The organism is Microbacterium sp. GXF7504 (assembly GCF_054798235.1).
Genome location: NZ_JBSJZI010000006.1, coordinates 70,750 through 95,804, shown reverse-complemented (window position 1 = coordinate 95,804; position 25,055 = coordinate 70,750). Strand labels below are relative to the sequence as shown.

Annotated in this window: 19 protein-coding genes; 7 read left to right on the top strand and 12 right to left on the bottom strand. The window is 72.4% G+C overall.

Translation table 11 applies throughout. The features are described 5' to 3' along the window. Positions 1 to 433 precede the first annotated feature (433 nt). The 5 genes from ACWAUO_RS14285 (at position 434) to ACWAUO_RS14265 (ending at position 7,721) form a co-directional block, all read left to right on the top strand. A complete protein-coding gene (locus ACWAUO_RS14285) occupies positions 434 to 1,999 on the top strand; it encodes an ABC transporter substrate-binding protein (protein WP_460776369.1) in 1,566 nt (521 codons plus the stop codon). 61 nt (positions 2,000 to 2,060) lie between these two features. After that, complete coding sequence (locus tag ACWAUO_RS14280) at positions 2,061 to 3,002, top strand: ABC transporter permease (RefSeq protein ID WP_460776367.1); 942 nt, start codon at positions 2,061 to 2,063, stop codon at positions 3,000 to 3,002. Continuing rightward, the gene (locus ACWAUO_RS14275; protein WP_460776365.1) at positions 2,999 to 5,617 is read left to right on the top strand and encodes a dipeptide ABC transporter ATP-binding protein; all 2,619 of its coding nucleotides are present in this window, start codon (positions 2,999 to 3,001) and stop codon (positions 5,615 to 5,617) included. The genes ACWAUO_RS14280 and ACWAUO_RS14275 overlap by 4 nt, the downstream gene beginning before the upstream one ends. Continuing rightward, on the top strand, positions 5,614 to 6,621 hold the full coding sequence (locus ACWAUO_RS14270) for a LacI family DNA-binding transcriptional regulator (RefSeq protein WP_460776363.1): 1,008 nt from the start codon (positions 5,614 to 5,616) through the stop codon (positions 6,619 to 6,621). The genes ACWAUO_RS14275 and ACWAUO_RS14270 overlap by 4 nt, the downstream gene beginning before the upstream one ends. Further along, positions 6,618 to 7,721 carry an alpha/beta hydrolase fold domain-containing protein gene (locus ACWAUO_RS14265; RefSeq protein ID WP_460776361.1) on the top strand — a complete coding sequence of 368 codons (1,104 nt, stop codon included), beginning with the start codon at positions 6,618 to 6,620 and terminating at the stop codon, positions 7,719 to 7,721. Before ACWAUO_RS14270 ends, ACWAUO_RS14265 begins: the two co-directional genes overlap by 4 nt. Here the strand turns inward: ACWAUO_RS14265 and rsmA are convergent. Next, entirely contained in the window at positions 7,718 to 8,563 is an 846-nt protein-coding gene (rsmA, locus tag ACWAUO_RS14260; protein ID WP_460776360.1) for a 16S rRNA (adenine(1518)-N(6)/adenine(1519)-N(6))-dimethyltransferase RsmA, read from the bottom strand. The genes ACWAUO_RS14265 and rsmA overlap by 4 nt on opposite strands. Before the next feature lie 108 nt (positions 8,564 to 8,671). On the opposite strand from rsmA, the gene ACWAUO_RS14255 reads away from it, so the two are divergent. Further along, positions 8,672 to 10,090, top strand: a complete 1,419-nt coding sequence (locus ACWAUO_RS14255) for a sugar porter family MFS transporter (RefSeq protein WP_460776513.1) — start codon at positions 8,672 to 8,674, stop codon at positions 10,088 to 10,090. Between the two features lie 139 nt (positions 10,091 to 10,229). On the opposite strand, the gene rbfA is transcribed toward ACWAUO_RS14255, so the two are convergent. The 5 genes from rbfA to ACWAUO_RS14230 form a co-directional block, all read right to left on the bottom strand. Further along, entirely contained in the window at positions 10,230 to 10,658 is a 429-nt protein-coding gene (gene rbfA / locus ACWAUO_RS14250) for a 30S ribosome-binding factor RbfA (protein ID WP_460776358.1), read from the bottom strand. Between the two features lie 64 nt (positions 10,659 to 10,722). Beyond that, on the bottom strand, positions 10,723 to 13,500 hold the full coding sequence (gene infB / locus ACWAUO_RS14245) for a translation initiation factor IF-2 (RefSeq protein WP_460776356.1): 2,778 nt from the start codon (positions 13,498 to 13,500) through the stop codon (positions 10,723 to 10,725). A 56-nt stretch (positions 13,501 to 13,556) separates the two neighbouring features. Beyond that, positions 13,557 to 13,829 (bottom strand): YlxR family protein, encoded by a 273-nt coding sequence (locus ACWAUO_RS14240; RefSeq protein WP_460776355.1) that lies wholly within the window; start codon positions 13,827 to 13,829, stop codon positions 13,557 to 13,559. A gap of 27 nt (positions 13,830 to 13,856) precedes the next feature. Then, a complete protein-coding gene (gene nusA / locus ACWAUO_RS14235) occupies positions 13,857 to 14,843 on the bottom strand; it encodes a transcription termination factor NusA (protein ID WP_460776353.1) in 987 nt (328 codons plus the stop codon). A gap of 92 nt (positions 14,844 to 14,935) precedes the next feature. Next, positions 14,936 to 16,822, bottom strand: coding sequence for a lipase family protein (locus ACWAUO_RS14230; RefSeq protein WP_460776352.1), 1,887 nt, complete (start codon positions 16,820 to 16,822; stop codon positions 14,936 to 14,938). 106 nt (positions 16,823 to 16,928) lie between these two features. On the opposite strand from ACWAUO_RS14230, the gene ACWAUO_RS14225 reads away from it, so the two are divergent. Then, on the top strand, positions 16,929 to 17,768 hold the full coding sequence (locus tag ACWAUO_RS14225) for a DUF1206 domain-containing protein (protein WP_460776351.1): 840 nt from the start codon (positions 16,929 to 16,931) through the stop codon (positions 17,766 to 17,768). 46 nt (positions 17,769 to 17,814) lie between these two features. On the opposite strand, the gene ACWAUO_RS14220 is transcribed toward ACWAUO_RS14225, so the two are convergent. The 6 genes from ACWAUO_RS14220 to ispG all read right to left on the bottom strand — a co-directional run bounded on the left by ACWAUO_RS14220 (position 17,815) and on the right by ispG (position 24,876). Beyond that, a complete protein-coding gene (locus ACWAUO_RS14220; protein WP_460776349.1) occupies positions 17,815 to 19,611 on the bottom strand; it encodes a proline--tRNA ligase in 1,797 nt (598 codons plus the stop codon). Between the two features lie 43 nt (positions 19,612 to 19,654). Beyond that, positions 19,655 to 20,791, bottom strand: coding sequence for a hypothetical protein (locus ACWAUO_RS14215; protein ID WP_460776348.1), 1,137 nt, complete (start codon positions 20,789 to 20,791; stop codon positions 19,655 to 19,657). Beyond that, positions 20,782 to 21,318 carry an RNA polymerase sigma factor gene (locus ACWAUO_RS14210; protein ID WP_460776346.1) on the bottom strand — a complete coding sequence of 179 codons (537 nt, stop codon included), beginning with the start codon at positions 21,316 to 21,318 and terminating at the stop codon, positions 20,782 to 20,784. The genes ACWAUO_RS14215 and ACWAUO_RS14210 overlap by 10 nt, the downstream gene beginning before the upstream one ends. A gap of 75 nt (positions 21,319 to 21,393) precedes the next feature. Continuing rightward, entirely contained in the window at positions 21,394 to 22,425 is a 1,032-nt protein-coding gene (locus ACWAUO_RS14205; RefSeq protein ID WP_460776345.1) for a hypothetical protein, read from the bottom strand. Positions 22,426 to 22,512: 87 nt separating this feature from the next. Then, on the bottom strand, positions 22,513 to 23,691 hold the full coding sequence (locus ACWAUO_RS14200; protein WP_460776344.1) for a benzoate/H(+) symporter BenE family transporter: 1,179 nt from the start codon (positions 23,689 to 23,691) through the stop codon (positions 22,513 to 22,515). Positions 23,692 to 23,724: 33 nt separating this feature from the next. Continuing rightward, positions 23,725 to 24,876, bottom strand: coding sequence for a flavodoxin-dependent (E)-4-hydroxy-3-methylbut-2-enyl-diphosphate synthase (ispG, locus tag ACWAUO_RS14195; protein WP_460776342.1), 1,152 nt, complete (start codon positions 24,874 to 24,876; stop codon positions 23,725 to 23,727). Positions 24,877 to 25,055 lie beyond the last annotated feature (179 nt).

Sequence of the window (25,055 nt, the reverse complement as noted above, 5' to 3'; positions counted from 1 at the left end):
GTTCTCCCAGGTCCACCGCGAGGCGAGGTGCCCGGGTTCCGGACGGTGGACGCCGCCATGTTACCGGCATGTTTCGTACGCACCCTGAACGGACGCGCAACACGGCGTGACATCCCGTCGCCATCCGCCCCCGCATCCCGCCCGTCCGCGGTGCGCGGCCCGCTGTGGCTCGCGGCCCGCGCCCCCCCAGCGGACACAACTGCGGATGCGGCGCCCGACACGCCGCATCCGAGGCCCGCGCCCCCGGCGTGTCGCCCACGAACTCCGCAGTTGTGCACGGCGCGCGGTGCGGATGCCGTGCTGCACCGGCTTGTAAAACTGTTCACGTGTAATGCTTCACACGCTCGGAACGCCCGTGTTTGACTGCGAATCCCACAGCACCCGGGCGCCTCGCCGGCATCCTCCGGCGTGCGCGAAGACGAGGAGGTCTCCGATGCAATCACGTCCCACCCGCCCCCGACTGGTGATGGCCGTCGCCGCACTGTCGGCGGTGGCACTCACCGCGACGGCGTGCGCGTCGTCGAACAAGCCGAGCGCCGACGACGAGCCCGCCGCCCGCGGCGGCACGCTGCGGATCGCGCTGGACAAGGCACCCACGAGCCTCGACCCCGCGAACATGGAGCAGTCCACGAGCCCGTTCGCGCAGCCGGCGTACGACGCGCTCATCGACGTGGAGGAGGACGGCTCGCTCGTGCCGGGCCTCGCGACCGAGTGGGGCTTCGTCGACGACGAGAACACCGTCTTCGAGATCACCGTCCGCGACGGCGTGACGTTCTCCGACGGCGCGGAGCTCGACGCCGACGCGCTCATCGCGAACCTCGAGCACCTCGACACCGGCCTCAGCAACGTGGCGTCGCTCGTCAACGGCGGCAGCTACGAGAAGGTCGACGACGACACCGTCCGCATCACCTGGGACACCCCGCATCCGCTCGCACCGCAGGCGTTCACCCAGCGGTGGGTCGCGGGCATGGTGGTCTCGCCCCTCGCCCTCGAGGAGGACGTGGAGTCGCTCGCGACCCAGACCGCCGGCGCGGGCCCGTACGAGCTCGACGCCTCGCAGACCGTGGCAGGGTCCACCTACGTCTACACCGCCCGCGACGACTACTGGGACCCGGAGACGCAGTACTGGGACGAGATCGTCATCACCGTGATGGAGAACGCGGAGCAGCGCCTCAACGCGCTGAAGACCGGTGAGATCGACTACGCCGCCGGCGACCTCGGCACGGCCGGCGGCGCCGAGACCGCGGGACTCCAGATCCTCTCCGCCCCGACCGTCTTCTACGGCCTCAGCCTGCTCGACCGCGAGGGCACCCTCGGCAGCCCCCTGCAGGAACTGAAGGTGCGCCAGGCGATCAACTACGCGCTCGACCGGGAGAGCATCGCGACCGCGCTGCTCGGCGAGTACGGGTTCGCCACCGAGCAGACCGTGGTGCCCAGCGAGGCCGGCTACGTCGACGACCTCGAGGGCCACTACGCGTACGACCCGGACAAGGCCAAGCAGCTCCTGGCCGAGGCGGGCTACCCCGACGGGTTCACGATCCCGGTGATCGCGAGCACATCCGCCACCGCCGCGACGCTCTCCCAGGTGCTCGTGGAGCAGCTCGCCGCCGTCGGCGTGCAGCTCCAGCTGGACGCCCGACCGAGCGCCGACTACTTCGCCGCCATGACGTCGGGCACCTTCCCGGCCGCGGTCATCGGCTACGGCTCGCAGCCGATGCCGATGGAGTACGACGGCCTGTTCGGGCCCACCGCGACCTTCAACCCGCTCGGGTCCACGAGCCCCTCCATCGACGACACCATGCTGCAGGCGATGGCGTCGCCGGAGGACGAGGCGACGGCGCTGTACGAGGAGGTCGAGCGCGAGCTCGTCGAGCAGGCCTGGTTCGCGCCGGCCGTGTTCGCACCGGTGTTCTACTTCGCCGCCGACACCCTCGCCCCACTGTCCGTGTCCGCCGCGCGGCCGCAGACACCCCTGACCGAGATCGCACCCGCCAAGTGATCCCAGGGCCGGCCGGGACCCCGCGTCCCGGCCGGCCCCTCCCGTCCCCGAGGAGGACCCGGTGCCACTGCGTCGGTTGCTGAACTGGCTCGTGATGAGCCTCATCCTGTTCTTCGTCATCTCCGCCCTGCTGTTCGTCCTGGTCTCGCTCACGCCCGGTGACGCGGCACGCACCATCGTGGGGCCGAGCGCCACGACCGAGCAGTACGAGCGGGTCCGCGAGGAGCTCGGACTGAACCTCCCGCTGTGGGCGCAGTACGGGCAGTGGCTGGGCGGACTCTTCCGGGGCGACCTCGGCAACTCGATCGTGAGCGGGGTCCCGGTCGTGCAGGTGCTCGCCGACCGGCTCGAGCCGACGCTCGCGCTGATCCTGTGCACGTTCGTCTGCGCCTCGATCCTCGGCATCCTGCTCGGCGTCGTCGGCGCGTCCCGGCCGGGCGCGGTCGGCAAGCTGGCGGATGCGGGGAGCGTCGTCGGCTCCGCCGTGCCGAGCTTCTGGATCGGTCTCGTGCTCGCGGCGATCTTCGCGGTCGAGCTGCGCTGGGTGCCGACGAGCGGGTACTCGCCGATCGTGGACGGATTCGGCGACTGGCTCGCGCACATGATCCTCCCCGTGGCCACCCTCACGATCGGCGGTACCGCGCTGCTGGCGAAACAGACCCGGGATGCGGTCGCCGAGCAGCTCGCACAGCCGTACATCCTCCTGCTGCGCGCGCACGGCGTGAGCGAACGCCGCATCCTCTGGCGGCACGCCCTCCGCGGCGCGGCCATCCCGATCGTCACGATCCTCGGCATGAAGATGATCGGCCTCACCACCGGCACCGTGCTCGTGGAGAGCGTCTTCGTCATCCCCGGGTTCGCGGGGTACTCGGTGAACGCGACCCTGCTGCACGACATCCCGGTGGTGCAGGCGATCACCCTCATCTTCACGATCGTCATCATCGTGACCAACCTCGTCGTGGAGCTGGCCTACAGCCGGCTCGACGTGAAGGAGAACGCATGACCGCCGTCGCCACCGATCCCCGCCCCGGCGCCGCGCAGGAGCCGCCCGCGCCGCGCGAGGACACCCGGCAGGTGCAGCCGCTGTGGCGGCTCCTGCTGCGGCGTCCGCAGTTCATCGTGTGCAGCGCGATCCTGCTCGTCATCGTGGGCGCCGTCGCCCTCGCACCGCTCATCGCGCCGTACCCGCCGACGGCGCAGGATCTCACCGACGTCCTGTCCGGCCCCACTGCGGCGCACCCGCTCGGCACCGACGAACTCGGCCGCGACGTGCTCTCGCGACTCCTGTACGGCGGCCGCACCACCCTGCTCGGGGTGGTGCAGGCGCTCGTCGTGTTCCTGCTCGTGGGCGTCACGTTCGGCCTCGCCGCCGGCATGTCCCGCGGCGTCGTGGACACCGTGGTCGTGCGCGCCGCCGAGGTGCTGCTGAGCGTCCCGTCCTTCATCATCCTGCTGGTGATGCTCTCGATCGTCCCCGGCGACATGACGATCGCGATGGTCGCGCTCGGCGTGCTCACCAGCCCGCTCCTCATCCGGGTGGTGCGTGGGACGACCCGCACCGTGCGGAACGAACTGTTCGTCAAGGGTGCCCGCACGATGGGTCTGACGGAGTTCCAGATCACCGTGCGGCACGTGCTGCCCCGGCTCGCGGGCCCCATCATCGTGCAGGCGACCATCTTCAGCGGTGTGGTCATCATGGCCGAGACGGGGCTCGGCTACCTCGGGTTCGGCGTGCGCCTGCCCGCGCCAAGCTGGGGCAACATGGTGCAGTCCGCGAGCGAGAACATCTCCCGCTCCCCCTGGCTGCTCGTGCCGACCGGTGGCATCATCATCGTCACCGTGATGGCCCTCATGCTCACCGGCGACAGCGTCCGCGACGCGGTGGCCGAGCGCTGGACCGGCGCGCCCGCCCGCCGCCGCGCACCGCGCCCCGCCCGTGCCGTCCGGGGCGACGCGACCACGGCCGCCCCGGAGCGCTCCGGCGCGCTCCTGGAGGTGACGGGCCTCTCGATCGTCGCGGACACCGCCGCGGGCACGGTGCCGCTCGTGACCGACGTGTCGTTCCATCTCGACGCGGGTGAGACCCTGTGCCTGGTCGGCGAGTCCGGATCCGGCAAGTCGGTCACCTCGCTCGCGCTGCTCGGCCTCGGGCGCGGCACCCGCATCACCGCGGGCAGCATCCGGGTGGACGGCGTGGAGGTCGTCGCCGGCGACCCGGAACGGATGCGGCGGCTGCGCGCCGAGAGCTTCGGCTACATCACCCAGGACCCGCAGCCCTCGCTCGATCCGTCCATGCGGGTCGGCGACCTCCTCGTCCAGCTCGTGCGCCTGCACCAGGGCGGGACGAAGGCCGAGGCGCGGACCCGGATGCTGGAGCTCCTCGAACGCGTGCGGATCCCTGATCCCGCAGCCGTGGCCCGCCGGTACCCGCACCAGCTCTCCGGCGGGATGGCCCAGCGCGTGGTGATCGCGGCGGCGCTCAGCGCGCGACCGAAGGTGCTCATCGCGGACGAGCCGACCACCGCCCTCGACGTCACCGTCCAGGCCGAGGTGCTGGGACTCCTCCACGAGCTGTGCGACGCGGACGACTCCATGTCGCTGCTGCTCGTGACGCACGACTGGGGGGTCGTCGCCGACATCGCCGACCGCGTCGTCGTCATGCGCGGGGGCCGCCTCGTGGAGGAGGCGCCGGTGCGGGAGATCTTCGCGCAGCCGGAGCACCCGCACACCCGTGCCATGCTCGCCGCCGACCCGGGCCGGCTCGACGTCCACGCCGAGCGCCCCGAGTCCCCGGTGCTGCTCTCGATCCGGGATCTGCGCATCGCGTACCCGGCACGTGACGAACGCGGCCGGCACACGACCCACACCGCCGTCGACGGCATCGGCCTCGACGTCCGGCGGGGGCGCACGCTCGGCCTCATCGGCGAGTCCGGGTCGGGCAAGTCGAGCGTGGGCAACGCCGTGGTCGGGCTCGTGGAGCCGGTCGGCGGCAGCATCCGGCTCGACGGCGAAGAGCTCGTCGGCCTGCCGCGGGCACGTCGCAGGGCGCTGTCCCGGCGCGTGCAGATCATCTTCCAGGACCCCTACGGCTCGCTCAACCCGGTGCGGACCGTCGGCTCGACGCTCGCCGAGCCGCTCGTGCTCGCGCACGGGATGACCCGCCGCGACGCGCAGCGCGAGGTGCGTACCGCCCTCGACCGGGTCGGGCTGCCGGCGAGCGCCGCATCGCGGTACCCGGCGCAGTTCTCGGGCGGGCAGCGGCAGCGCATCGCGATCGCGCGGGCGCTCGTCCTCGGGCCCGAGCTCATCGTGTGCGACGAACCGGTGAGCGCGCTCGACCTGACGATCCAGGACCAGGTGCTCACCCTCCTCGCCGAGCTGCAGGACGACCTCGGCATCGCGTACCTGTTCATCTCGCACGACCTGTCCGTGGTGCGCAGTTTCTGCGACGACATCGCCGTGATGTACCGCGGTCGCATCGTCGAGCAGGGCACCGCACGCGAGGTCGTCCTCGACCCGGCGCACCCGTACACGCGATCGTTGCTGGACGCGGCACCCATCCCGGATCCGGCGCTCCAGCGCGGCCGGTCGCTCCGCGTCGAACGGTACCGCGCATGAGCGGCGCCATCACGATCCGCGACGTCGCGCGGGAGGCGGGCGTCTCGATCGCCACGGTCTCGAACGCCATGAACCGTCCCGGACGGGTCTCCGCCGACACCCGGACGCGCGTCCTGGACGCGGCGGACCGCCTGGGGTACGTGCCGCACGCGATCGCGCACCAGCGCGCACGGCTCGGCCGCAAGCGGATCGGGGTCATCGCCCCGTTCACCACCTACCCGTCGTACGCCGCACGGCTCCAGGGCATCCTCGGCGTGGTGGGGGCGGACCGGATGGAGGCGATCGTCTTCGACCACCCCTCGGCGAGCCGCTCCCCGTCCCCCCGCTTGGCCTCGCTGCCGTTCTCGGGCGACCTCGACGGGCTCATCATCATGGGGGTCCCGGTGGACACGGGGCTCAGCTCCCGCATCCTGGACCGGTCGTTGCCCACCGTGCTGGTGGACTCCACGCATCCGCAGTTCACCTCCGTGATCCTCGACGAGTCGCACGGCGCGCGGCTCGCGAGCGAACACCTGGTCGCGCAGGGCTACGAGCGGTTCGTGTACGTGACCGAGGGGCAGGTCTCGAACGACTACATCTCACAGGGCAAGCGTCGGCTGACCGGCTTCGTTCGCGCACTCGCAGACTGCGGGGTGCCCGAGAGCAGTGTGCACTGCATCACGGCCCGCTCCGGCGACGTCACGGCCGGCCGCGCGGCGGCGGGCGCGATCGCGGGCATGGCGAAGGGTGTGCGGGTGGGGGTGCTGGCCGGCCACGACACGCTCGCCGCGGGTGTGCTGGCCGGGCTCCGGGACCTGCGCGTGGACGTGCCGGGGATGATCGGGGTCATGGGCTGGGACGGCGGCGAGCTCGTCGAGGCACTCGGACTGACGACGGTGCGTCAGCCGCTCGTGGAATCCGGGCGGACGGGCGCGGAACGCCTGATCGCCCGCATCCAGGACGCCGACGCACCGTGCGAGCGCATCGTGCTCATGCCCGCGCTCAGCATCGGATCGACGACGTGAGCGGCGTGATCGACGCCGGCCTCGGGATGCTGCTCGAGGCCCTCGCCGCCGACGGTGCGCGGTCGGCCCCGTCGCCGCGGTTCGACCGCGATGCGCGGGAGAGCCCTGCGGACTGGCTCGCGCGGGTGCGCCGGGCCCGTGCCGCGGCGGACGCGCATGCGCTCCGGCACCGGGAGGCGCTGGACCGCATCGGTGCGCGCCGGTTCGCCGCGACCGTCGGCGACCTCGTCCCGGCCGCGCGCGTCCCGCTCAGTCGCGAGGTCGCCGTGGTCGAGGTCCCGGCCGGGGCCCAGCTCGACGACCTCGTGCCCGCACTGTCGGGGACCGCGCCGCGGGGCCCGGCACCCCGTGTGCCGGACGGCCCGGTCCTCCGTGTCGAGGTGGCCGTGACCGCGCCGCCCCGGCCGCGGGGGGCGGTCGTCCGGCTGCACGGCGGCGCGTTCTGGATGGGTGGCGGAGAGGTCGCGGGCCGGATCGACCGCGCCCTGGTCGACACGCTCGCCGGCGCCACCGGCCTCGCCGTGTTCGACGTGGACTACCGGCTGGCGCCGGAGCACCCCTACCCGGCCGCGATCGTCGACGCGCTGCTCGTGCTCGACGCGATCCGCCACGGACGGATCGGGCCACGGGTGGACCCCGCCCGGATCGCGCTCGTCGGCACCTCGAGCGGTGCGAACACCGTCGCGCTCGCCGCCGCGGCCGACGCCCTGCGAGCCCGGCCCGCCCCGCTCGCCGGGCTCGGACTCGTCGTGCCGTCGATGCTGCTCGCGCGCACCCGGCCGGATCTGCCGACGCAGGCCCGCCTCGCGCGGGAGGAGCAGCTGCGCGGCTACCTCGGGACGGACGTGCCGGCCGACCACCCGTGGGTGTCGCCCGGGGTGCGGACGACGATCGCCGGGATGCCGCCCGTGTTCGCGGCCGTCGCCGAGTACGACGACGTGGCGTTCGGCGGTGAGGAGCTGTGCGCCGCGGTCGTCGCCGGTGGCGGGACCGCCGAGGTGCGGCGGTACCCGATGACGCACACGAGCGCGACCCCGGCGGTGGAGGCCGCGGTCATCCGCGACCTCGCGGGGTTCCTCGCGACGCGGATCGGCGACTAGGCCGACACGCGGGCGACGCGCAGGAAGTCCTCGACCGTGAGCTGCTCCCCGCGGGCGGTCGGGTCGACCCCGGCCTGCACGAGCACCTCCGAGGCGGATGCGGCCGACCCGCCGAGCACGGACGAGAGCGACTGCCGGAGCATCTTGCGACGCTGACCGAACGCGGCGTCGACGAGTTCGAACGTGCGGCGGCGCTCCGTCTCGGTGCCGCGGGCGACCGCATCCCGCTCGAACCCGACGAGCACGCTGTCCACCCCCGGGACCGGCCAGAACACCTGCCGGGACACCGTGCCGGCGAGCCGCCACGGACCGTACCAGGCGGCCTTGACACTGGGGGCGCCGTAGACCTTCGAACCGGGCGGGGCCGCGAGCCGCTCCCCCACCTCCGCCTGCACCATGACGACGCCGCGCGAGATGGCGGGGAAGGTCTCCATGAAGTGCAGCAGCACGGGCACCGACACGTTGTACGGCAGGTTCGCGATGAGCACCGTCGGGTCACCCGGGAGCTCGGTCACCTGCAGCGCGTCGGCGTGGACGACCGTGAGGGCGCCGTCGGGCACCCCGTGGGCGGCGGCGGTCTGGGCGAGCCGCGCCGCCAGCCGGCCGTCGATCTCGACCGCGACGACCTGCGCGCCGGTCTCCAGCACCGCGAGGGTCAGCGAGCCGAGGCCCGGGCCGATCTCGACCACGCGGTCGTCGGAGCCGACGCGCCCGGCCTGCACGATCTTGCGCACCGTGTTCGCGTCGTGGACGAAGTTCTGACCGAGCTTCTTCGTCGGCGTGACGTCCAGCTCGGCGGCCAGAGCGCGGATCTCGGCCGCGCCGAGCAGGTGCACGGTCATGCCTCAATGCTAATCGCGCCGAGGTCAATCCCCAGGACACGCAGGGACGCGGGGTTAGGGTTGACGTTCGTGAACAGTAGCGACGCGCTCCCCACGGGTGCATTCAAGATGTCCAGCCCGTACGGGCGCCGGGCGATCGGACTCTCGATCGCCGCCGCGGTCGGCGGCTTCCTCTTCGGTTTCGACTCCTCCGTCATCAACGGCGCCGTCGACTCGATCGAGCGCACGTTCGAGACCAGCGCGTTCCTGACCGGGTTCGTCGTGGCCGTCGCGCTGCTCGGCTGCGCGGCCGGCGCCATGCTGGCCGGTGCGCTGTCCGACCGCTGGGGGCGCCTGCGGGTCATGTTCCTCGGCGCGATCCTCTTCTTCGTGTCGTCGATCGGCACCGCGCTGACCTTCAGCATCGCCGACCTGTTCGTCTGGCGCGTGCTCAGCGGCCTCGGCATCGGCATCGCCTCGGTCGTGGCCCCGGCGTACATCGCCGAGATCGCGCCGCGGCAGATCCGCGGCTCGCTGGCGTCGCTGCAGCAGCTGGCCATCACGCTCGGTATCTTCGGCGCCCTGCTCTCCGACGCGCTCCTGGCCACCGCCGCGGACGGCGCGTCGAACGAGCTGTGGCTCGGCATGGAGGCCTGGCGCTGGATGTTCCTGGTCGGCGTCATCCCCTCCGCCGTCTACGGCATCCTCGCGTTCACAGTGCCGGAATCGCCGCGCTACCTCATCGCCAAGGGCCGCACCGACGAAGCGCGCAAGATCTTCTCGCGCCTGGTCCCGGAGGTCGACCTCGACCAGACGATGAAGGACCTCACGAAGGCCATCGAGGAGGACAAGAAGAACAAGGGCGCGACGCTGCGCGGCCCGCGGTTCGGCCTCCAGCCGATCGTCTGGGTGGGTATCATCCTGTCGGTGTTCCAGCAGTTCGTCGGCATCAACGTGATCTTCTACTACTCGACGACGCTGTGGAAGGCGGTCGGGTTCGACGAGGGCGATTCGCTCCTCATCAGCGTCATCACGAGCGTCACCAACGTGCTCGTCACCCTCATCGCGATCTGGCTCGTCGACCGTGTCGGCCGCAAGCCGATCCTCCTCACCGGTTCCGCGCTCATGACCGTGTCGCTGGGCACCATGGCACTGGCCTTCGCCTTCGCCGTGAAGGTCGACGGCGAGGTCTCGCTCCCGGGCGCCTGGGGTCCGATCGCGCTCATCGCCGCGAACCTGTTCGTCGTCGGGTTCGGCGCGTCCTGGGGCCCGCTGGTGTGGGTGCTGCTCGGTGAGATCTTCCCCAGCCGCATCCGCGGCAAGGCGCTCGGTGTGGCCGCCGGCGCGCAGTGGATCGCGAACTTCCTCATCACGATGACGTTCCCGGTGATGTCGGACTGGTCGCTGCCGCTGACCTACGGCATGTACGCCGCCTTCGCCGCCCTCTCCCTGCTGTACGTGCTGTGGCGGGTGCCGGAGACGAAGGGCATGGAGCTCGAGAAGACCGAGACCCTCTTCGTGCAGAAGCCCAAGCAGCCCAAGCACTGAGCCGCCTCGCCGGACCGGCCCGCTCCCCTCGGGGACGGGCCGGTTCGTCGTTCCGCGGTGCGCATCCGGATGCGGGCGCATGAAGACGACGACGCCGGCTCCCCCGTAGGGGTGGAGCCGGCGTCGTGTGTGCGGCGGGTCAGTCCTCGTCGTCGCGGGGCGCGGCGTACGGGTCGGCGTCGCCGGCGTACTGCGCCTTCGCGGCGAGGTGCGCCACCTGCTCGTCCCGCTCCCGCGCCTCGCGCAGGAGGTCCTCGATGTGCCCCGCGTTCTCCGGGATGCCGTCGAGGATGAACTCGAGGGTCGGCGTCAGCCGGGTGTTGAGCTTGCGCCCCACCTCGCTGCGCAGCATCCCGGTCGCGGCACGCAGCGCGTCCGCGGTGTCGGTGCGCTCCTGCTCGCTGCCGAGCACCGTGTAGAACACGGAGGCATGCTGCAGGTCGCCGGTCACCCGGACGTCGGTGATCGTCACGAACCCGAGCCGCGGGTCGCGCAGCCCCTTCTCGAGACGCTCCGCGATGAGCACCCGGATGCGGTCGGCCAGTCGGGCCTGTCGTTCGCTCGCCATCGTTCTTCCCCTTCGTCAAGACGGAAGGGGGACGCCCGCAGGCGCCCCCCGAACCGTTCTCGGATCAGCCGCGCGGCTTCTCCACCATCTCGGTCGTCTCGATCTCGTCGCCGACCTGGATGTCGTTGTACTTGCCGAGGCCGATACCGCACTCGAAGTCCGTGCGGACCTCGGTGACGTCGTCCTTGAACCGGCGCAGCGACTCGATGGCCAGCCCGTCCGCGATGACCACGCCGTCGCGGATGACGCGGGCCTTCGCGTTGCGGGTGATGGTGCCGCTGCGGACGATGACACCGGCGATGTTGCCGAACTTGGAGGAACGGAACACCTCGCGGATCTCCGCGACACCCGACTGGACCTCTTCGTACTCCGGCTTGAGCAGGCCCTTGAGCGACTGCTCGACATCGTCGATCGCGTTGTAGATGACGGAGTAGAAGCGCACGTCCACACCCTCGCGGGCGGCACGCTCGCGGGCCTTCGTGTCGGGGCGGACGTTGAACCCGATGACGATCGCGTTGTCGATCGTCGCGAGGTTGATGTCCGACTCGGTGATGGCACCGACGCCGCGGTGGATGATGCGCAGCTGCACCGAGTCGTCGACCTCGATCTCGAGGAGCGACTGCTCCAGCGCCTCGACGGCACCGGACACGTCGCCCTTGATGATGAGGTTGAGCGACTCGACCTTGCCCTCTTCGAGCGCGCGGGTGAAGTCCTCGAGCGAGATGCGCTTGCGGGCCTTGGCCAGCTGGGCGTTCCGCTCGGCCGCTTCACGCTTCTCGGCGATCTGACGGGCCATGCGGTCCTCTTCGGTGACGATGAAGGTGTCACCGGCGCGCGGCACGGAGTTCAGACCCTGCACCTGGACCGGGCGGGACGGAGCCGCCTCTTCGACGTGGTCGCCGTTCTCGTCGAGCATCGCCCGGACGCGGCCGTACGCGGTGCCCGCGACGATCGCGTCGCCGACCCGGAGCGTTCCGGACTGGATGAGCACCGTCGCGACGGAACCGCGGCCCTTGTCGAGCTTGGCCTCGATCGCGACACCGCGCGCCGCCTTGTTCGGGTTCGCCGTGAGGTCGAGCCCGGCGTCGGCGGTGAGCAGCACCGCGTCCAGGAGCTCCTGGATGCCGGTGTTCTGACGGGCCGAGACGTCGACGAACATGACGTCGCCGCCGTACTCCTCGGCCACCAGGCCGTACTCGGTCAGCTGCTGGCGGACCTTGGCGGGGTTGGCGTCGGGCTTGTCGACCTTGTTCACCGCGACCACGATCGGCACGTTCGCCGCCTGGGCGTGGTTCAGGGCCTCCACCGTCTGCGGCATGATGCCGTCGTCGGCCGCGACCACCAGGATCGCGATGTCGGTGACCTGCGCACCACGGGCACGCATGGCGGTGAACGCCTCGTGACCAGGCGTGTCGATGAAGGTGATGGCACGCTCGATGCCGTCGTGCTCGGTCCACACCTGGTACGCACCGATGTGCTGCGTGATGCCGCCGGCCTCACCCGAGACCACGTTCGTGTTGCGGATGGCGTCGAGCAGTCGCGTCTTACCGTGGTCGACGTGACCCATGACGGTGACCACCGGGGGACGGATCTCGAGGTCGTCCTCGTTCTCCTCCTCCAGCTCCTTCTCCAGGTCGAGACCGAAGCCCTCGAGGATCTCGCGGTCCTCGTCCTCGGGCGAGACCATCTGGATCTTGTAGCCCAGCTCCTCACCGAGGATCTCGAAGGTGGCCTCGTCGAGCGACTCGGTCGCGGTCGCCATCTCGCCCAGGTTGAACAGGATGGTCACCAGCGTGCCGGGCTGCACGGTGTAGCCGCGCAGCGCCTCGAGCTTGTCCGCGAAGTCGGAGATCGACGCGCCGCGGCGCAGGCGGATGATCTCGCCGTTACCCTTCTGGACGTTGACGCCGCCGACGACCGGCGCCGACCGCATCTCGAACTCTTGCCGCTTCGCCCGACGCGACTTGCGCTGCTTGGACTTGCCGCCGCCCTTGCCGAAGGCACCCGCGGTACCACCGCCGGGACCACGGCCACGGCCGCCACCGCCACCGGGACGACCGGCGAACCCGCCGGTCGGACCGCCGGGACGACCGGCGAAGCCGCCGCCGCCACCGGGACGGCCGGGGCCGCCGGAGCGCTGCTGGAACGGCGCGCCGGGACGACCGCCGCCGCCGGGACGACCCGCGCCGCCCGGACGCGGGGCGCCGGGACGCGGGGAGCCGGGACGCGGCGGCTGGGGCCGCGGGATGTTGCCGGGGTTCGGGCGCTGGCCCATGCCCTGCGCCGAGGCGAACGGGTTGTTCCCCGGACGGGGACCCGCGGGGCGCTGCCCCATGCCCTGCGAGGACGCGAAGGGGTTGTTGCCGGGGCGCGGGGCGCCACCCGGACGCGGGGCCTGCGGGGCCGCGCCACCGGGACGCGGCGCCGGGGTGGGCGCACCGCCGGGACCGGGCTTCGCCGCGGGGGCGGCGGGCTTGGCGGCCTCGGGGGTCGCCGGCTCCGATGCGGCCGCCGGCGCCGCGGGGGCTGCCGGGGCGGCGGGCGCGGCGGGGGCCGCCGGGCGCGCGGGACCGGGGGTCGGCGCACCGGAGGCGGGCGCCGACGGGCGCACCGGACCGGGGCGGCCGGCGGGGCGCGGCGCCTGCTTGGCGGGCGCGGCGGCGTCAGCGGGCTTCGCCGTGCCGTCGGCCTGCAGCGCCGCACGGAGCTTCCGGGCGACGGGGGGTTCGATGGTCGAGGAAGGGCTCTTGACGAATTCGCCGAGCTCCTTCAGCTTCGCGAGGGCGACCTTGCTGTCGACGCCGAGCTCGGAAGCGATCTCGTGTACGCGTGGTTTTGCCACAATTCTCCTGTCTGGGGTCCACCCAGACAGGGCAGACCGTTAGTCGCGGACGGGTCTCATTTCGAGCCGTTCACTTTGTGTCCATAGCCATTCAGCCGTTTCTCGATGGTCTGCGTGTCAAGCGGTGCCGACACACGCAATGCCCGTACGAATGCGCGACGCCGCAGCGCGGTGTCCATGCACTCGGACGTCGGATGCACCCACGCGCCCCGCCCGGGGAGCACGGCCCGCTCGTCGATGACGAGTTCCTGGCCTTGCACGACCACCCGGAGGAGGTCGGAGCGGGGAGCACGCGTGCGACAACCGACGCACGTCCGTACGGGTTCCATCCTACACCTCGGCGCCTGGGCGGCCGCTCAGCTCTCCAGGATCGAGTCCGGCTGGATGTCGATCTTGGCGCCCGTGAGCTTCGCGGCCAGGCGGGCGTTCTGCCCCTCCTTGCCGATCGCGAGCGAGAGCTGGTAGTCAGGCACCAGGGCGCGCACCGCCTTGGTCTTGGCGTCGAGGATGAAGCTCGAGGTGACCTTCGCCGGCGACAGCGCGTTCGCGACGAAGGCGGCGAGCTCCGGGTTGTGGTCCACGATGTCGATCTTCTCGCCGCCGAGTTCCTCCGTGACCGCGCGGACGCGGCGGCCGAGCTCGCCGATGCAGGCGCCCTTGGCGTTCACCGACGGGTCCTCGGTGCGCACGGCCATCTTCGTGCGGTGACCGGCCTCGCGGGCGAGGGCGACGATCTCGACGACGCCGGACGCGATCTCCGGGACCTCGAGCGCGAAGAGCTTGCGGACGAGGCCCGGATGCGTGCGGGAGACCGTGATCGAGGGGCCCTTCGTGCCCTTGGAGACGGACGTGACGTAGACGCGGATGCGGGAGCCGTGACGGTACTCCTCGCCCGGCACCTGCTCCTCCGGGGGCAGGATCGCCTCGACGGTGCCGAGGTCCACGTGCACCATCCGCGGGTTCGGGCCCTGCTGGATGACGCCGGCGACGATGTCGCCCTCCTTGCCGCGGAACTCGCCGAGCACGGCGTCGTCGGCGATGTCGCGGAGGCGCTGGCTGATGACCTGCTTGGCGGCGAAGGCGGCGATGCGGCCGAAGTCCTCGGGGGTGGACTCCTCCTCGCCGATGACCACGCCCTCCTCGTCGCGCAGCGGCACGAACACGGCGACGTGACCGGTCTTGCGGTCGAGTTCGGCCCGCGCACCGGCCGGCAGCTCGCCGTCCACGGAGGTGTGCTTCGCGTAGGCGGTGAGGATCGCCTGCTCGATGATGGCGACGAGCTCCTCGAAGGGGATCTCCTTCTCTCGCTCGACGGTGCGCAGCAGTCCGAGATCGATGTCCACAGTGGGCCTCCCTCTTCAGTTCTCGTCGGCGTACCGCGCCGACATCCCTCCTACGTTACCCGATCCGGGGCCGCCCCTCCGGCTGAGGGCCGTCAGCGCCCGCAATCGTCGAGCGGGTATGCGAGCTGGAGCGGCGTCGGGTCGTCCGCCATGATCGTGCGGGTCCACCGCATGAGCAGCGGGATGAGCTGCGACGGCGGCTGGAGGATGTCCTGGTGGTGGTTCTCGGCGAACACCTCCCAGCGCACCCGCTCCCCCGCCTCGCACAGGCGCGTCACGAGCTGCTCCTGCGTCTCGGGCGGCAGCACCTCGTCCTGCGCGCCCCACGCGACCAGGATGGGGGTGTTCCAGGGCCCGGTGGGCGTGTTCTCCTGCAGCCGGCGCGCCATCGGGCCGGTCGTGAGGTCGGCGGTGTCGATGGGGGTGTCCTCGCTGAGGCCGAGCGCGGTCAGCGCCGAGACGACCACGCCCGGTTCGGTGAGGCACCGCTGCGTCATCTCGCGGATGATCGGGCGCGCGGCGGCGGTGACGTAGCGGTCGAGGTCGATGTCGGCGTAGGTCTCCGAGTACGGCACCAGCACCCACGACATCATGATCGTGAGCAGCGAGTTGTCGCCGCTCTGCCGCGTCAGCACCTCGGCGAGCGCCATCGGGTCGCCCGCCGGCGCGAGGGCGGCGGTGCCGCGGACGTCGAGCCCGGGCGTGTACTCCGGTGCGATCTGCGAGGTCCACAGCGCCGCGTGCCCGCCCTGCGAGTGGCCCCACACGGCGGTGGTCGGGGAGAGCACCAGGTCGGTGTCGATCTCCCCGGCGGCCAGCACCGCGTCCAGCGCCGAGCGCGCCTCCCCCTCGCCGATGAGGTACGGGAACGAACCCTCCGCGCCCTGCCCGCTGTAGTCGGTCGCGACGACCACCCAGCCCTGGGCGAGCGCCTGCTCGAGCCCTGGGATCGCCCATTTCGTCGCCGTCCCGTCGGCGAGGCTCGGCGCGCAGCCGCGCGCGACGCCGGTCGTGCCGTGGTTCCAGATGACGACGGGATGCGGGCCCGATTCGCTGTCGTCGGTGTCGGGGTCCGGCGGGAGCGGCGTGATGACCATCGCGCTCGCCACGGCGGGGGCGCCGTTGGCGTCCTGCGTCGTGTACAGGATGCGTCGCACCTCGCCGTTCACGGGGGCGCGTCCGTTGTAGTCGCCCACGCGGATGAGTCGCCCGTGACCGGACGGGACCTCGTCGGGCGTCGCGTAGAACGCGTCGATGACCGGCGCACCGCCGGAGAGCCACTGGTTGAGCCCCCAACTGCCCGCGACGAGCCCGACGAGCAGCAGCGAGACGACGTAACGCCCGGCGGCCGCCCACGCGAGCGCCGCGCGGGAGCGCGGGCGCACGTCCCGCGGCGACTCGCCGCGACGCAGCGCCCGTGCGGCACGGGCCGCCCGCGCGCCTCGCAGGAGCAGGGTGACGCCGAAGACGGCGGTGCGCGCCCCGAACACGATGGCCACGAGCAGGAGCGTGACGTCGGGCCAGGTGCGCGAGAGCACGCCGAACGCGATCTGCGCGCCGCCCCAGACGAACGTGAGGACGCGGACGCTGATCCGGCCGCGGCCGAGGGCGTCGCCGATGGACGCGAGCCCACCGATGACGAGCAGCACCGAGAGGGCGACCGGGAGCAGTTCGATGTTGCGACCGAACCACACGATGACGAACAGTCCGCCGAGGATCCACGCGACGCCGAACAGCCGTGTCCACCATTCCGGGGTGCCGTGGCGGCTGATGAGCTCCACCACGCCCGCTGCGATCGCGCTGAGTCCGATGTAGACGCCGAGCAGCACGAGCGAGGCGAGGGGGCGCACGACGATGAGGGCGCCGAGGGCGGTGATGACCAGGCCCACGAGCACGAGGATGCGCGGCGGCGCCTTCTCCATGAGTCCCGGCAGTGCGCTCCAGCGCACCTTGCGCGCGGGCCGGTCCGGGGAACTCACCGAGTCAGGATATTGCCGTCACTGCTCCGGCGACGATTCGCGGCGCGCGGCCCGCATCCCTGTCAAGGGAGGCATCGTCAGGCGCGGGCGGCCATAGCGTCGTGCCATGGACAACGCCGCCGCGGACGCGATGCGCGAGGCGCGCGCCCAGCCGTGGGCGCGACGCGTGGCACGGGCCGGCTACGCCGCGACCGGCGTGGTGCACGCGCTCATCGGCTCGATCATCATCGCGGTCGCCGCCGGCGACGAGGCGGACTCCGGGCACACCGGCGCGTTCCGGGCGATCGCGGAGGTCCCGTTTGGGTTCGTGCTGCTGTGGATCCTCACCGCATGCCTCGCCGCGCTCGGGCTGTGGCACGCCTCGTCGGCGCTGGTGGTGCACGGTCGCGATCGGGCGACCTGGGGCATCCGGTTCTCCGAGGCCGGGCAGGCCGTCGCGTTCCTCACGCTCGGCGGTCTCGCCGCGGCCATCGCGCTCGGCGCACGGCCGCAGTCCGAGCGCACCGCGCACGACGCGAGCCGCAACCTGCTGTCCCTCCCCGGCGGGCCGTGGTTGCTCGGCGCCGTCGGGCTCGGGATCGGGGTCGCGGGGATCGTCTTCGTCGCGATCGGCGTCCGGCGCGGGTTCCGGAAGGTCATGGACCTCCCGGGCGGCGCGGTGGGCCGGACCGTCACGGTCCTCGGCGTCGTGGGCTACACCGCGAAGGGGGCGGCGCTCCTCATCATCGCGGTGCTCCTCGCGGTGGCCGCCGTGACGCTCGACCCGGATGCGGCGGGCGGCCTCGACGGGGCCGTCCACGCGCTGCGCGGGATGCTGCTCGGGCCGGTGCTCGTCGGTCTCGTCGGGGCCGGGTTCGTCGCGTACGGCGTGTTCTGCGGCGCCCGCACCCGCTACGCCCGGATGGAGCGCAGGGGCGGCGCCGGGAAGACGACGCAGGCCCGCTGATCCGAAGGGTCAGCGGGCCTGCACCACGATCGGAGCGGCGCTCGTCTCAGCCGGCGAGGCGCGCGACGGCCTCGTCGGCCGACACGACCTCGCGCTCGCCCGTGCGGCGGTCCCACAGCTCGACCTGGCCGTCGGCCGCACCGCGCCCCACGATGAGGATGCGGGGCACGCCGACGAGCTCGGCGTCACCGAACTTCACGCCGGGCGACACCTTCGGGCGGTCGTCGAACAGCACGTCCCGCCCGGCCGCCTCGAGCTGCGCGGACAGCGACTCGGCGAGTTCGAACGCCACCTGGTCCCGGCCGGTGGCGACCACGTGCACGTCGAAGGGGGCGACCGAGGCGGGCCAGATGAGGCCCTTGGCGTCGTTGTTCAGTTCGGCGATGATCGCGAGGATGCGGGTGACGCCGATGCCGTAGGAGCCCATCGTGACGGTGACGAGCTTGCCGTTCTCGTCGAGCACCTTCAGCCCGAGCGCCTCGGCGTACTTGCGGCCGAGCTGGAAGACGTGGCCGATCTCCATGCCGCGTGCGAGCGAGACGGGGCCGGAGCCGTCGGGTGCCGGGTCGCCCTCGCGGACGTTCGCGACCTCGACGACGCCGTCGCCGAAGAAGTCACGGCCGGCGACGAGGGAGTGCACGTGCTTCTGGTCGATGTTCGCACCGGTGATCCAGCTGGTGCCGTCGACGACGCGGGGGTCGAGCAGGTACCGGATGCCGGTGGCGGACTCCTCGCCGAGCACCGCGCCCTCGGGCGACCACGGGCCGATGTAGCCCTTGACGAGCAGCGGGTGCTTCGCGAAGTCCGCCTCGTTCGCGGCTTCGACCGCGGCGGGGGCGAACGCCACCTCGGCGCGCTTGTCGTCGACCTCGCGGTCACCGGGGATGCCGACGACGACGAGCTCGCGCGTACCGTCGAGGTGGGTGAGGGCGAGCACGACGTTCTTCAGCGTGTGCGCGGCCGTCCACGCCGTGGCGCCGTCGGTCGCGGGTCCGGCGACACCAGGCGCGGGCGCGTCGAGGTGCGCGTTGCTGTGGGCGACGAGCGTGTCGATGGTCGGGGTGTCCGGGGAGTCGAAGATCACCGGCTCGGGGAGGCCGTCGAACGGGATGGGTGCCGGCGCCTCGGTCGTGAACGCCTCGACGTTCGCCGCGTACCCGCCCTCGGAGCGCACGAAGGTGTCCTCGCCGACCGGGGTCGGGTGCAGGAACTCCTCGCTGCGCGAACCGCCCATCGCGCCCGCATCCGCTTTGACGATGGCGTACTCGAGGCCGAGGCGGGTGAAGATGCGCTCGTAGGCGTCCCGCTGCGCCGTGTACGACGCGTCGAGACCGGCGTCGGTGTAGTCGAAGGAGTAGGCGTCCTTCATCGTGAACTCGCGGCCGCGCAGGAGCCCGGCGCGGGGACGCGCCTCGTCGCGGTACTTGTCCTGGATCTGGTAGATCGTCAGCGGGAGGTCCTTGTACGAGGAGTACAGGTCCTTCACGAGGAGCGTGAACGCCTCCTCGTGGGTGGGCGCGAGCAGGTAGTCGGCACCCTTGCGGTCCTGCAGGCGGAACAGCAGGTCGCCGTACTCGTCCCACCGGCCGGTCGCCTCGTAGGGCTCGCGCGGCATGAGGGCCGGGAAGTGCACCTCCTGCGCACCGGCGGCCGTCATCTCCTCGCGGATGATCGTCTCGATGCGCGCCTTCACGCGCAGGCCGAGCGGCAGCCAGGCGAACACACCGGCGGCCTGGCGGCGGATGTAGCCCGCCCGGACCAGCAGCTTGTGGCTCGTGACCTCCGCCTCGGCGGGGTCTTCACGGAGCGTGCGCAGGAAGAAGTTGGAGAGACGTGTGACCACGAGCGTCAAGTCTAGGCGCTGCGGGATACGACGCCCCGTGCGCTCACCCCGCGGCCAGCATCGCGGAGGCCGCCGGTGCGAGGCGTCCCGGGTCCGTGTCGCCGTCGGGGGCGAGGGTGATGACGTTCACGCCGTCCGTGATGACGAGCACGTTCCACGCGCCGTCGTAGCGGTCGGCACCGGGAACCCAGCGAGCCTCCGCCGCACCGGGAACCGCCACGTCCTGCCCGTCGCGAGCCGTCCGGACGGTGTCGAAGGCGACGGCACCGCCCGGGACGACTGTCGCCCGGATGAGTCCGTGCTGCGCGGCGTCACCGGAGCCCGAGACGGTTTCGATCGTGCACGCCGTCGCGTACCCGGCGAGGATCGCCACCGGCGGTTCGAAGTTCCCCTCGACCACGGGCGGCTCGGGACGGACGACGAGCTCGTCGACACCCAGGTCGGCGGGCGTGATCCGGCCGGCGAGATCCGCGCAGGTCGCGTCGGTCCACGCCGCGGTGCGGACGGCGGCCCGCGCAGGTTCATGCGCCGTCGCGCGGGCGGTGGCCAGCCCGAAGAGCTCGCCGACCGAATCCGGCGCGATGTCGGCACCGGCGACCCGCATGCCGATCCACGTCCCGTCGACCACCGCGGAGCGCACGCACCGGACGGTGTCGCCGTCCAGGACGCAGTCGCCGTCGTCGTATTCCGCGCGGATGGCATCGGGCACGACGCGCTCCGGGTAGGCCACGAGCGACACCTTGGCGGCGGCATAGGCATCGGTGGACACCCAGAGGCAGTCCAGTCCCCCGGGCACCGCGATCGCGCCGGAGTCCCAGCGCAGCGGACTCAGGGTCATCCCGGCCCCGCGCAGCGCCGTCACCTCGTCGTCGGTGAGCGCGTTCACGCATTCCCCGCCGAACGCGGACACCGGCGCTGGGTCTTCGTCGACCGTCTCGCTCGGCGTCGGAACGGGCGCCGAGGTGGTCGGGTCCGGGGTCGCCGCGATCGGGTCGCGGGGCGCGAGGAGCGCGGTGGACAGCCCGGCGGTCACACCGCCGACCAGGACCACGGCCACCGCGCCGCCGATCACGCGGGCCCGGCGCACGCGCCGCTCCTGCAGGCGTTTCGCACCACGGGTGATCATCGAGCGGAGGTCACCCCGCTCGCTCGGGCTGAGCCGGTCGTCGTTCAGGTCCACGATGCCTCCATTGCGATGATCTCGTCGCGGAGCTTCGCCTTCGCTCGTGCAAGGCGCGACTTCACGGTTCCGACGGGGATGCCCAGGGTCTGTGCCGCTTCCCGCTCCGGGTAGCCGGACAGGACGGTCAGCACGACGACGCTCTGCTCGGCGGCCGGGAGCCGCCGCAGCGCCGCGAGCACGCCGGTCTCGTCATCCGCCTGCGGCGGCGCGACGGTCGCCGCCGCCGGGGTCCGGTGGATCAGGGCGCGGTAGCGGCGGGCGGAGCGCTCCAGGTTCTGTGCCGTGTGCGTCACGGTCACCAGCAGCCACGGCAGCGGTGAGCCGTCGACCACGCGGACCGACGTCCGCTTGCGCCACAGCTCGAACAACGCGATCACCACCGCGTCCTTCGCGTCCTCCCGGTTCGAGAGCATCCGGCGCGCATGCCGGAAGAGCCGGTCCTGGAGGAGGTCGAACAGGGTCCCCAGCGCGCTCTCATCGCCCCCGCGCACCTGCTGCCACAACGTGGCCACGTCATCGTTCACACCCTGTAGTGTCCGGCATGCGCGAAAAGGTTCACGGGAGGCGGGATCCCCGCCGCGCGCCGTGACGGGATGCGGTCAGCGGCGGCCCGCGACGATGTCCCCGGCGAGACCGAGGAGGGCCTGCTGGTCGAGGAATCGAGCCGAGACGGCCAGCGTGTTCCCGCCTGCCTCCACGTAGACGGTCGACCCCTCCGGCCCCTGGTCCGCTCGCAGGAAGGCGCGATCGGCGCCGAGAACGTCCACCGGCGTCGCCCCCGCCGCAGCGAGTGCGGCATCCGGGAACCCTGCCGAGCCGGGCCCGAAGTCGGCCGAGATCTGCTCGAGGTAGCGGTCGTCGCCGGTGCCGTGCATCGCGCACCACCCGGCGGCGCCGTTCGCGGTGAGGACGTCCCAGCCCATGCCGGCGGGGGACGCGTCGCCGGCGTACGGCCGCAGGTCCGAACGGCCCAGCGCTGCGGCGACGTCCTCGCGCAACGCGTCGCAGTCCGGCACGATCCACGCCCCGGCACCGGGCGCGCCCGGCGTGCCCGGGGCGGCCTCCGCTCGGGGCCCGACGAGCCCCACGACCCGCTCGGGCACGCCCGCCTCGAACGCGCGGGCCATGACCCAGGCCTCACCGAAGACCTGGGCGTACTCGCACCGGTCGCCGCCGTCGCACTGCGGCTGTCGGCCGGCGAGCGCGAGGACCTCCGCGGGGACCACCCCGACCGGGTAGACGCTCACCTGGAGGCCGTTCCCGGAGGAACCGGTCCAGCCGCAGTCGACACCGCCCAGGACGCCGCCGTCGCCGACGCGCACGCGGGACTCGGGAGACGCGGCCTCGCCGAGGATGTCGCCGGCCTCGGCGTCGGTGAGCGCGGCGGCGCAGTCGCCCCCGAGCGCGACCGCGGGCGCCTCGGCCGTCGGCGTCGGCGTCTGCAGGGGCGAGGAGGACGTGGCGCCCGGTTCGACGGCATCCGCATCGCCGCCGGCGGAGGCGAGGAGGATGCCACCGGTGGCGGCCGCGACCACCACGACCGCGGCCGCCGCGATCGTCCATGGCAGCCAGCGGCGTCGCGTCGGCGATGCGACCCGGTCGTCCGTGGCACGTCGGTCGTCGCCGGTCATCTCTGCCCCATCCCCCGCGTGGTCGATGACGACGAGCCTAGGCACGGATGTCGTGCTGCACGCTCGACCCGCCGCATCCCGCGGGGCTCAGCGCCCGCCGAGGCGCAGCACGGTCCGCACGATGAGCCCGGCGACCAGCGCCCAGAACGCGGCGCTCACCCCGAGGATCGAGACACCCGAGGCGGCCACCAGGAACGTGACGACCGCGGGGATCCGCTCCTCCGCATCGGCCATCGCCTGCTGCACGGCGGAACCGAACGCGCCGAACAGTGCCACGCCCGCGACGGCGGGGATCACCGCGGCCGGGGCGAGCACGACGAGCGCAGCGAACAGGGATGCTGCGAGCCCGAGCAGCATGTACGACACCCCGGTCGACACCCCGGCGATCCAGCGTCGGCCGCGGTCCTCCCCCGCGTCGGGGCCGGCGGCGAGCGCCGCGCTGATCGCCGCGAGGTTGATCGCGTGCCCGCCCGCGGGGGCGCCGACCGCGGTGCCGACGCCGGTCACGAGCATCGATGCGCGCCACGGCACGCGGTAGTCGAAGCTCCGCATGACCGCTACGCCGGGGAGGTTCTGCGACGCCATCGTCACGATGAACAGCGGCAGCGCGAGGCCGACGACCGCGCCGACCGAGAGCGTGGGGGCGGTGAGCTCGACCCGCGGCAGCAGCACGGCCGGATCGACCGCGGCCCCCGAGGACACCAACCCCACGACGACGACCACGGCCGCGGCGACGAAGGCGAGCGGCACCGCCCAGCGCGGCAGCAGCCGGACGAAGACGAGCCACACGACGAGCACCGGCAGCACGCCCCACGGGTTCAGCACGATGCCGGTCACCGGGGCGAGACACAGCGGCAGCAGGACCCCGGCGAGCATCGCCTGCGCGATCGCCGGCGGGATGCGGGCGATGAGCGTGCCGAGGCCGGACCACAGTCCGCTCAGCAGGATGAGCGCGGCGGTGACGAGGAACGCGCCCACCGCGGCGGGCCAGCCGCCCTCGACCGCGCCGGTCGCGACGAGGAGCGCGGCACCGGGCGTCGACCACGCGACGGTGATCGGCATCCGGTACCGCAGCGACAGCACGATGCAGGCGAGGCCCATCGTGAGGCTCAGCGCGAGCAGCCCGCTCGCGGCCTGCCCGGGGGTCGCGCCGACCGCGTCGAGCCCGGTGAGCACGACCGCGAACGAGCTCGTGAACCCGACGAGGGCGGTGACGATCCCGGCGACGACCGGGCGCGCGAGGGCGGCTCGGGACTGCGCGGGCATGGCCGGTACGCTAGCGCACGCCCGTCGCGGGCGTTACGCGGTGACGACCTGCGCCGTGCCGATCGGGGCGTCGGGGCCCAGCTCGTCGGCGATGCGGTTGGCCTCGGCGATGAGCGTCTCGACGATCTCCGCCTCGCGCACGGTCTTGATGACCTCGCCCTTCACGAAGATCTGCCCCTTGCCGTTGCCGCTCGCGACGCCGAGGTCGGCCTCGCGCGCCTCGCCCGGACCGTTGACGACGCAGCCCATCACGGCGACGCGGAGCGGCACCGTGACGTCCTTCAGCCCCTCGGTGACGCTCTCGGCCAGCGAGTACACGTCGACCTGGGCGCGGCCGCACGACGGGCACGACACGATCTCGAGCCGGCGCTCACGCAGGTTCAACGACTGCAGGATCTGCAGGCCGACCTTGATCTCCTCCGCCGGCGGGGCCGACAGCGAGACGCGGATGGTGTCGCCGATGCCCTCGGCGAGCAGGATGCCGAACGCGGTCGCCGACTTGATGGTGCCCTGGAACGCGGGGCCCGCCTCGGTCACGCCGAGGTGGAGCGGCCAGTCGCCGCGCTGCGCGAGCAGGCGGTACGCCTGCACCATGACGACGGGGTCGTTGTGCTTGACCGAGATCTTGAAGTCGTGGAAGTCGTGCTCCTCGAACAGCGACGCCTCCCACACGGCGCTCTCCACGAGCGCCTCCGGGGTGGCCCTGCCGTACTTCTCCAGCAGGCGCTTGTCGAGCGAACCGGCGTTCACGCCGATCCGGAGCGAGACGCCCGCATCCTTCGCGGCCTTCGCGATCTCGCCCACCTGGTCGTCGAACTTGCGGATGTTGCCCGGGTTCACGCGGACCGCGGCGCATCCCGCGTCGATCGCCTGGAAGACGTACTTCGGCTGGAAGTGGATGTCGGCGATGACCGGGATCTGGCTCTTCTTCGCGATGATGTGCAGCACGTCGGCGTCGTCCTGGCTGGGCACCGCGACGCGGACGATCTCGCAGCCGGCGGCGGTGAGCTCCGCGATCTGCTGCAGCGTCGCGTTGATGTCGGTCGTCTTCGTCGTCGTCATGGACTGCACGCTGACGGGCGCGTCACCGCCGACGAGCACCTTGCCGACGCGGATCTGCCGGCTCTTGCGGCGGGGGGCGAGGGTCGCGGGGACGAGCGGGGTCCCGAGGTTGACTGCTGGCACGATCCAAGCCTACGCCGCGGAGTCTGGACGGGGCCCGGAGGCCGGGCGGCCCCGCGGATCTGGTATCTTCGGCCCATGCTCGCGAACCGCTCCTGGTGGCTCACCGCCTGAGGCGGTGTGCGCGTGCGACACGACCGCCCTCGGGGCGGTCTTCTGCGTCAGGCGGCCGCTCCCACGAC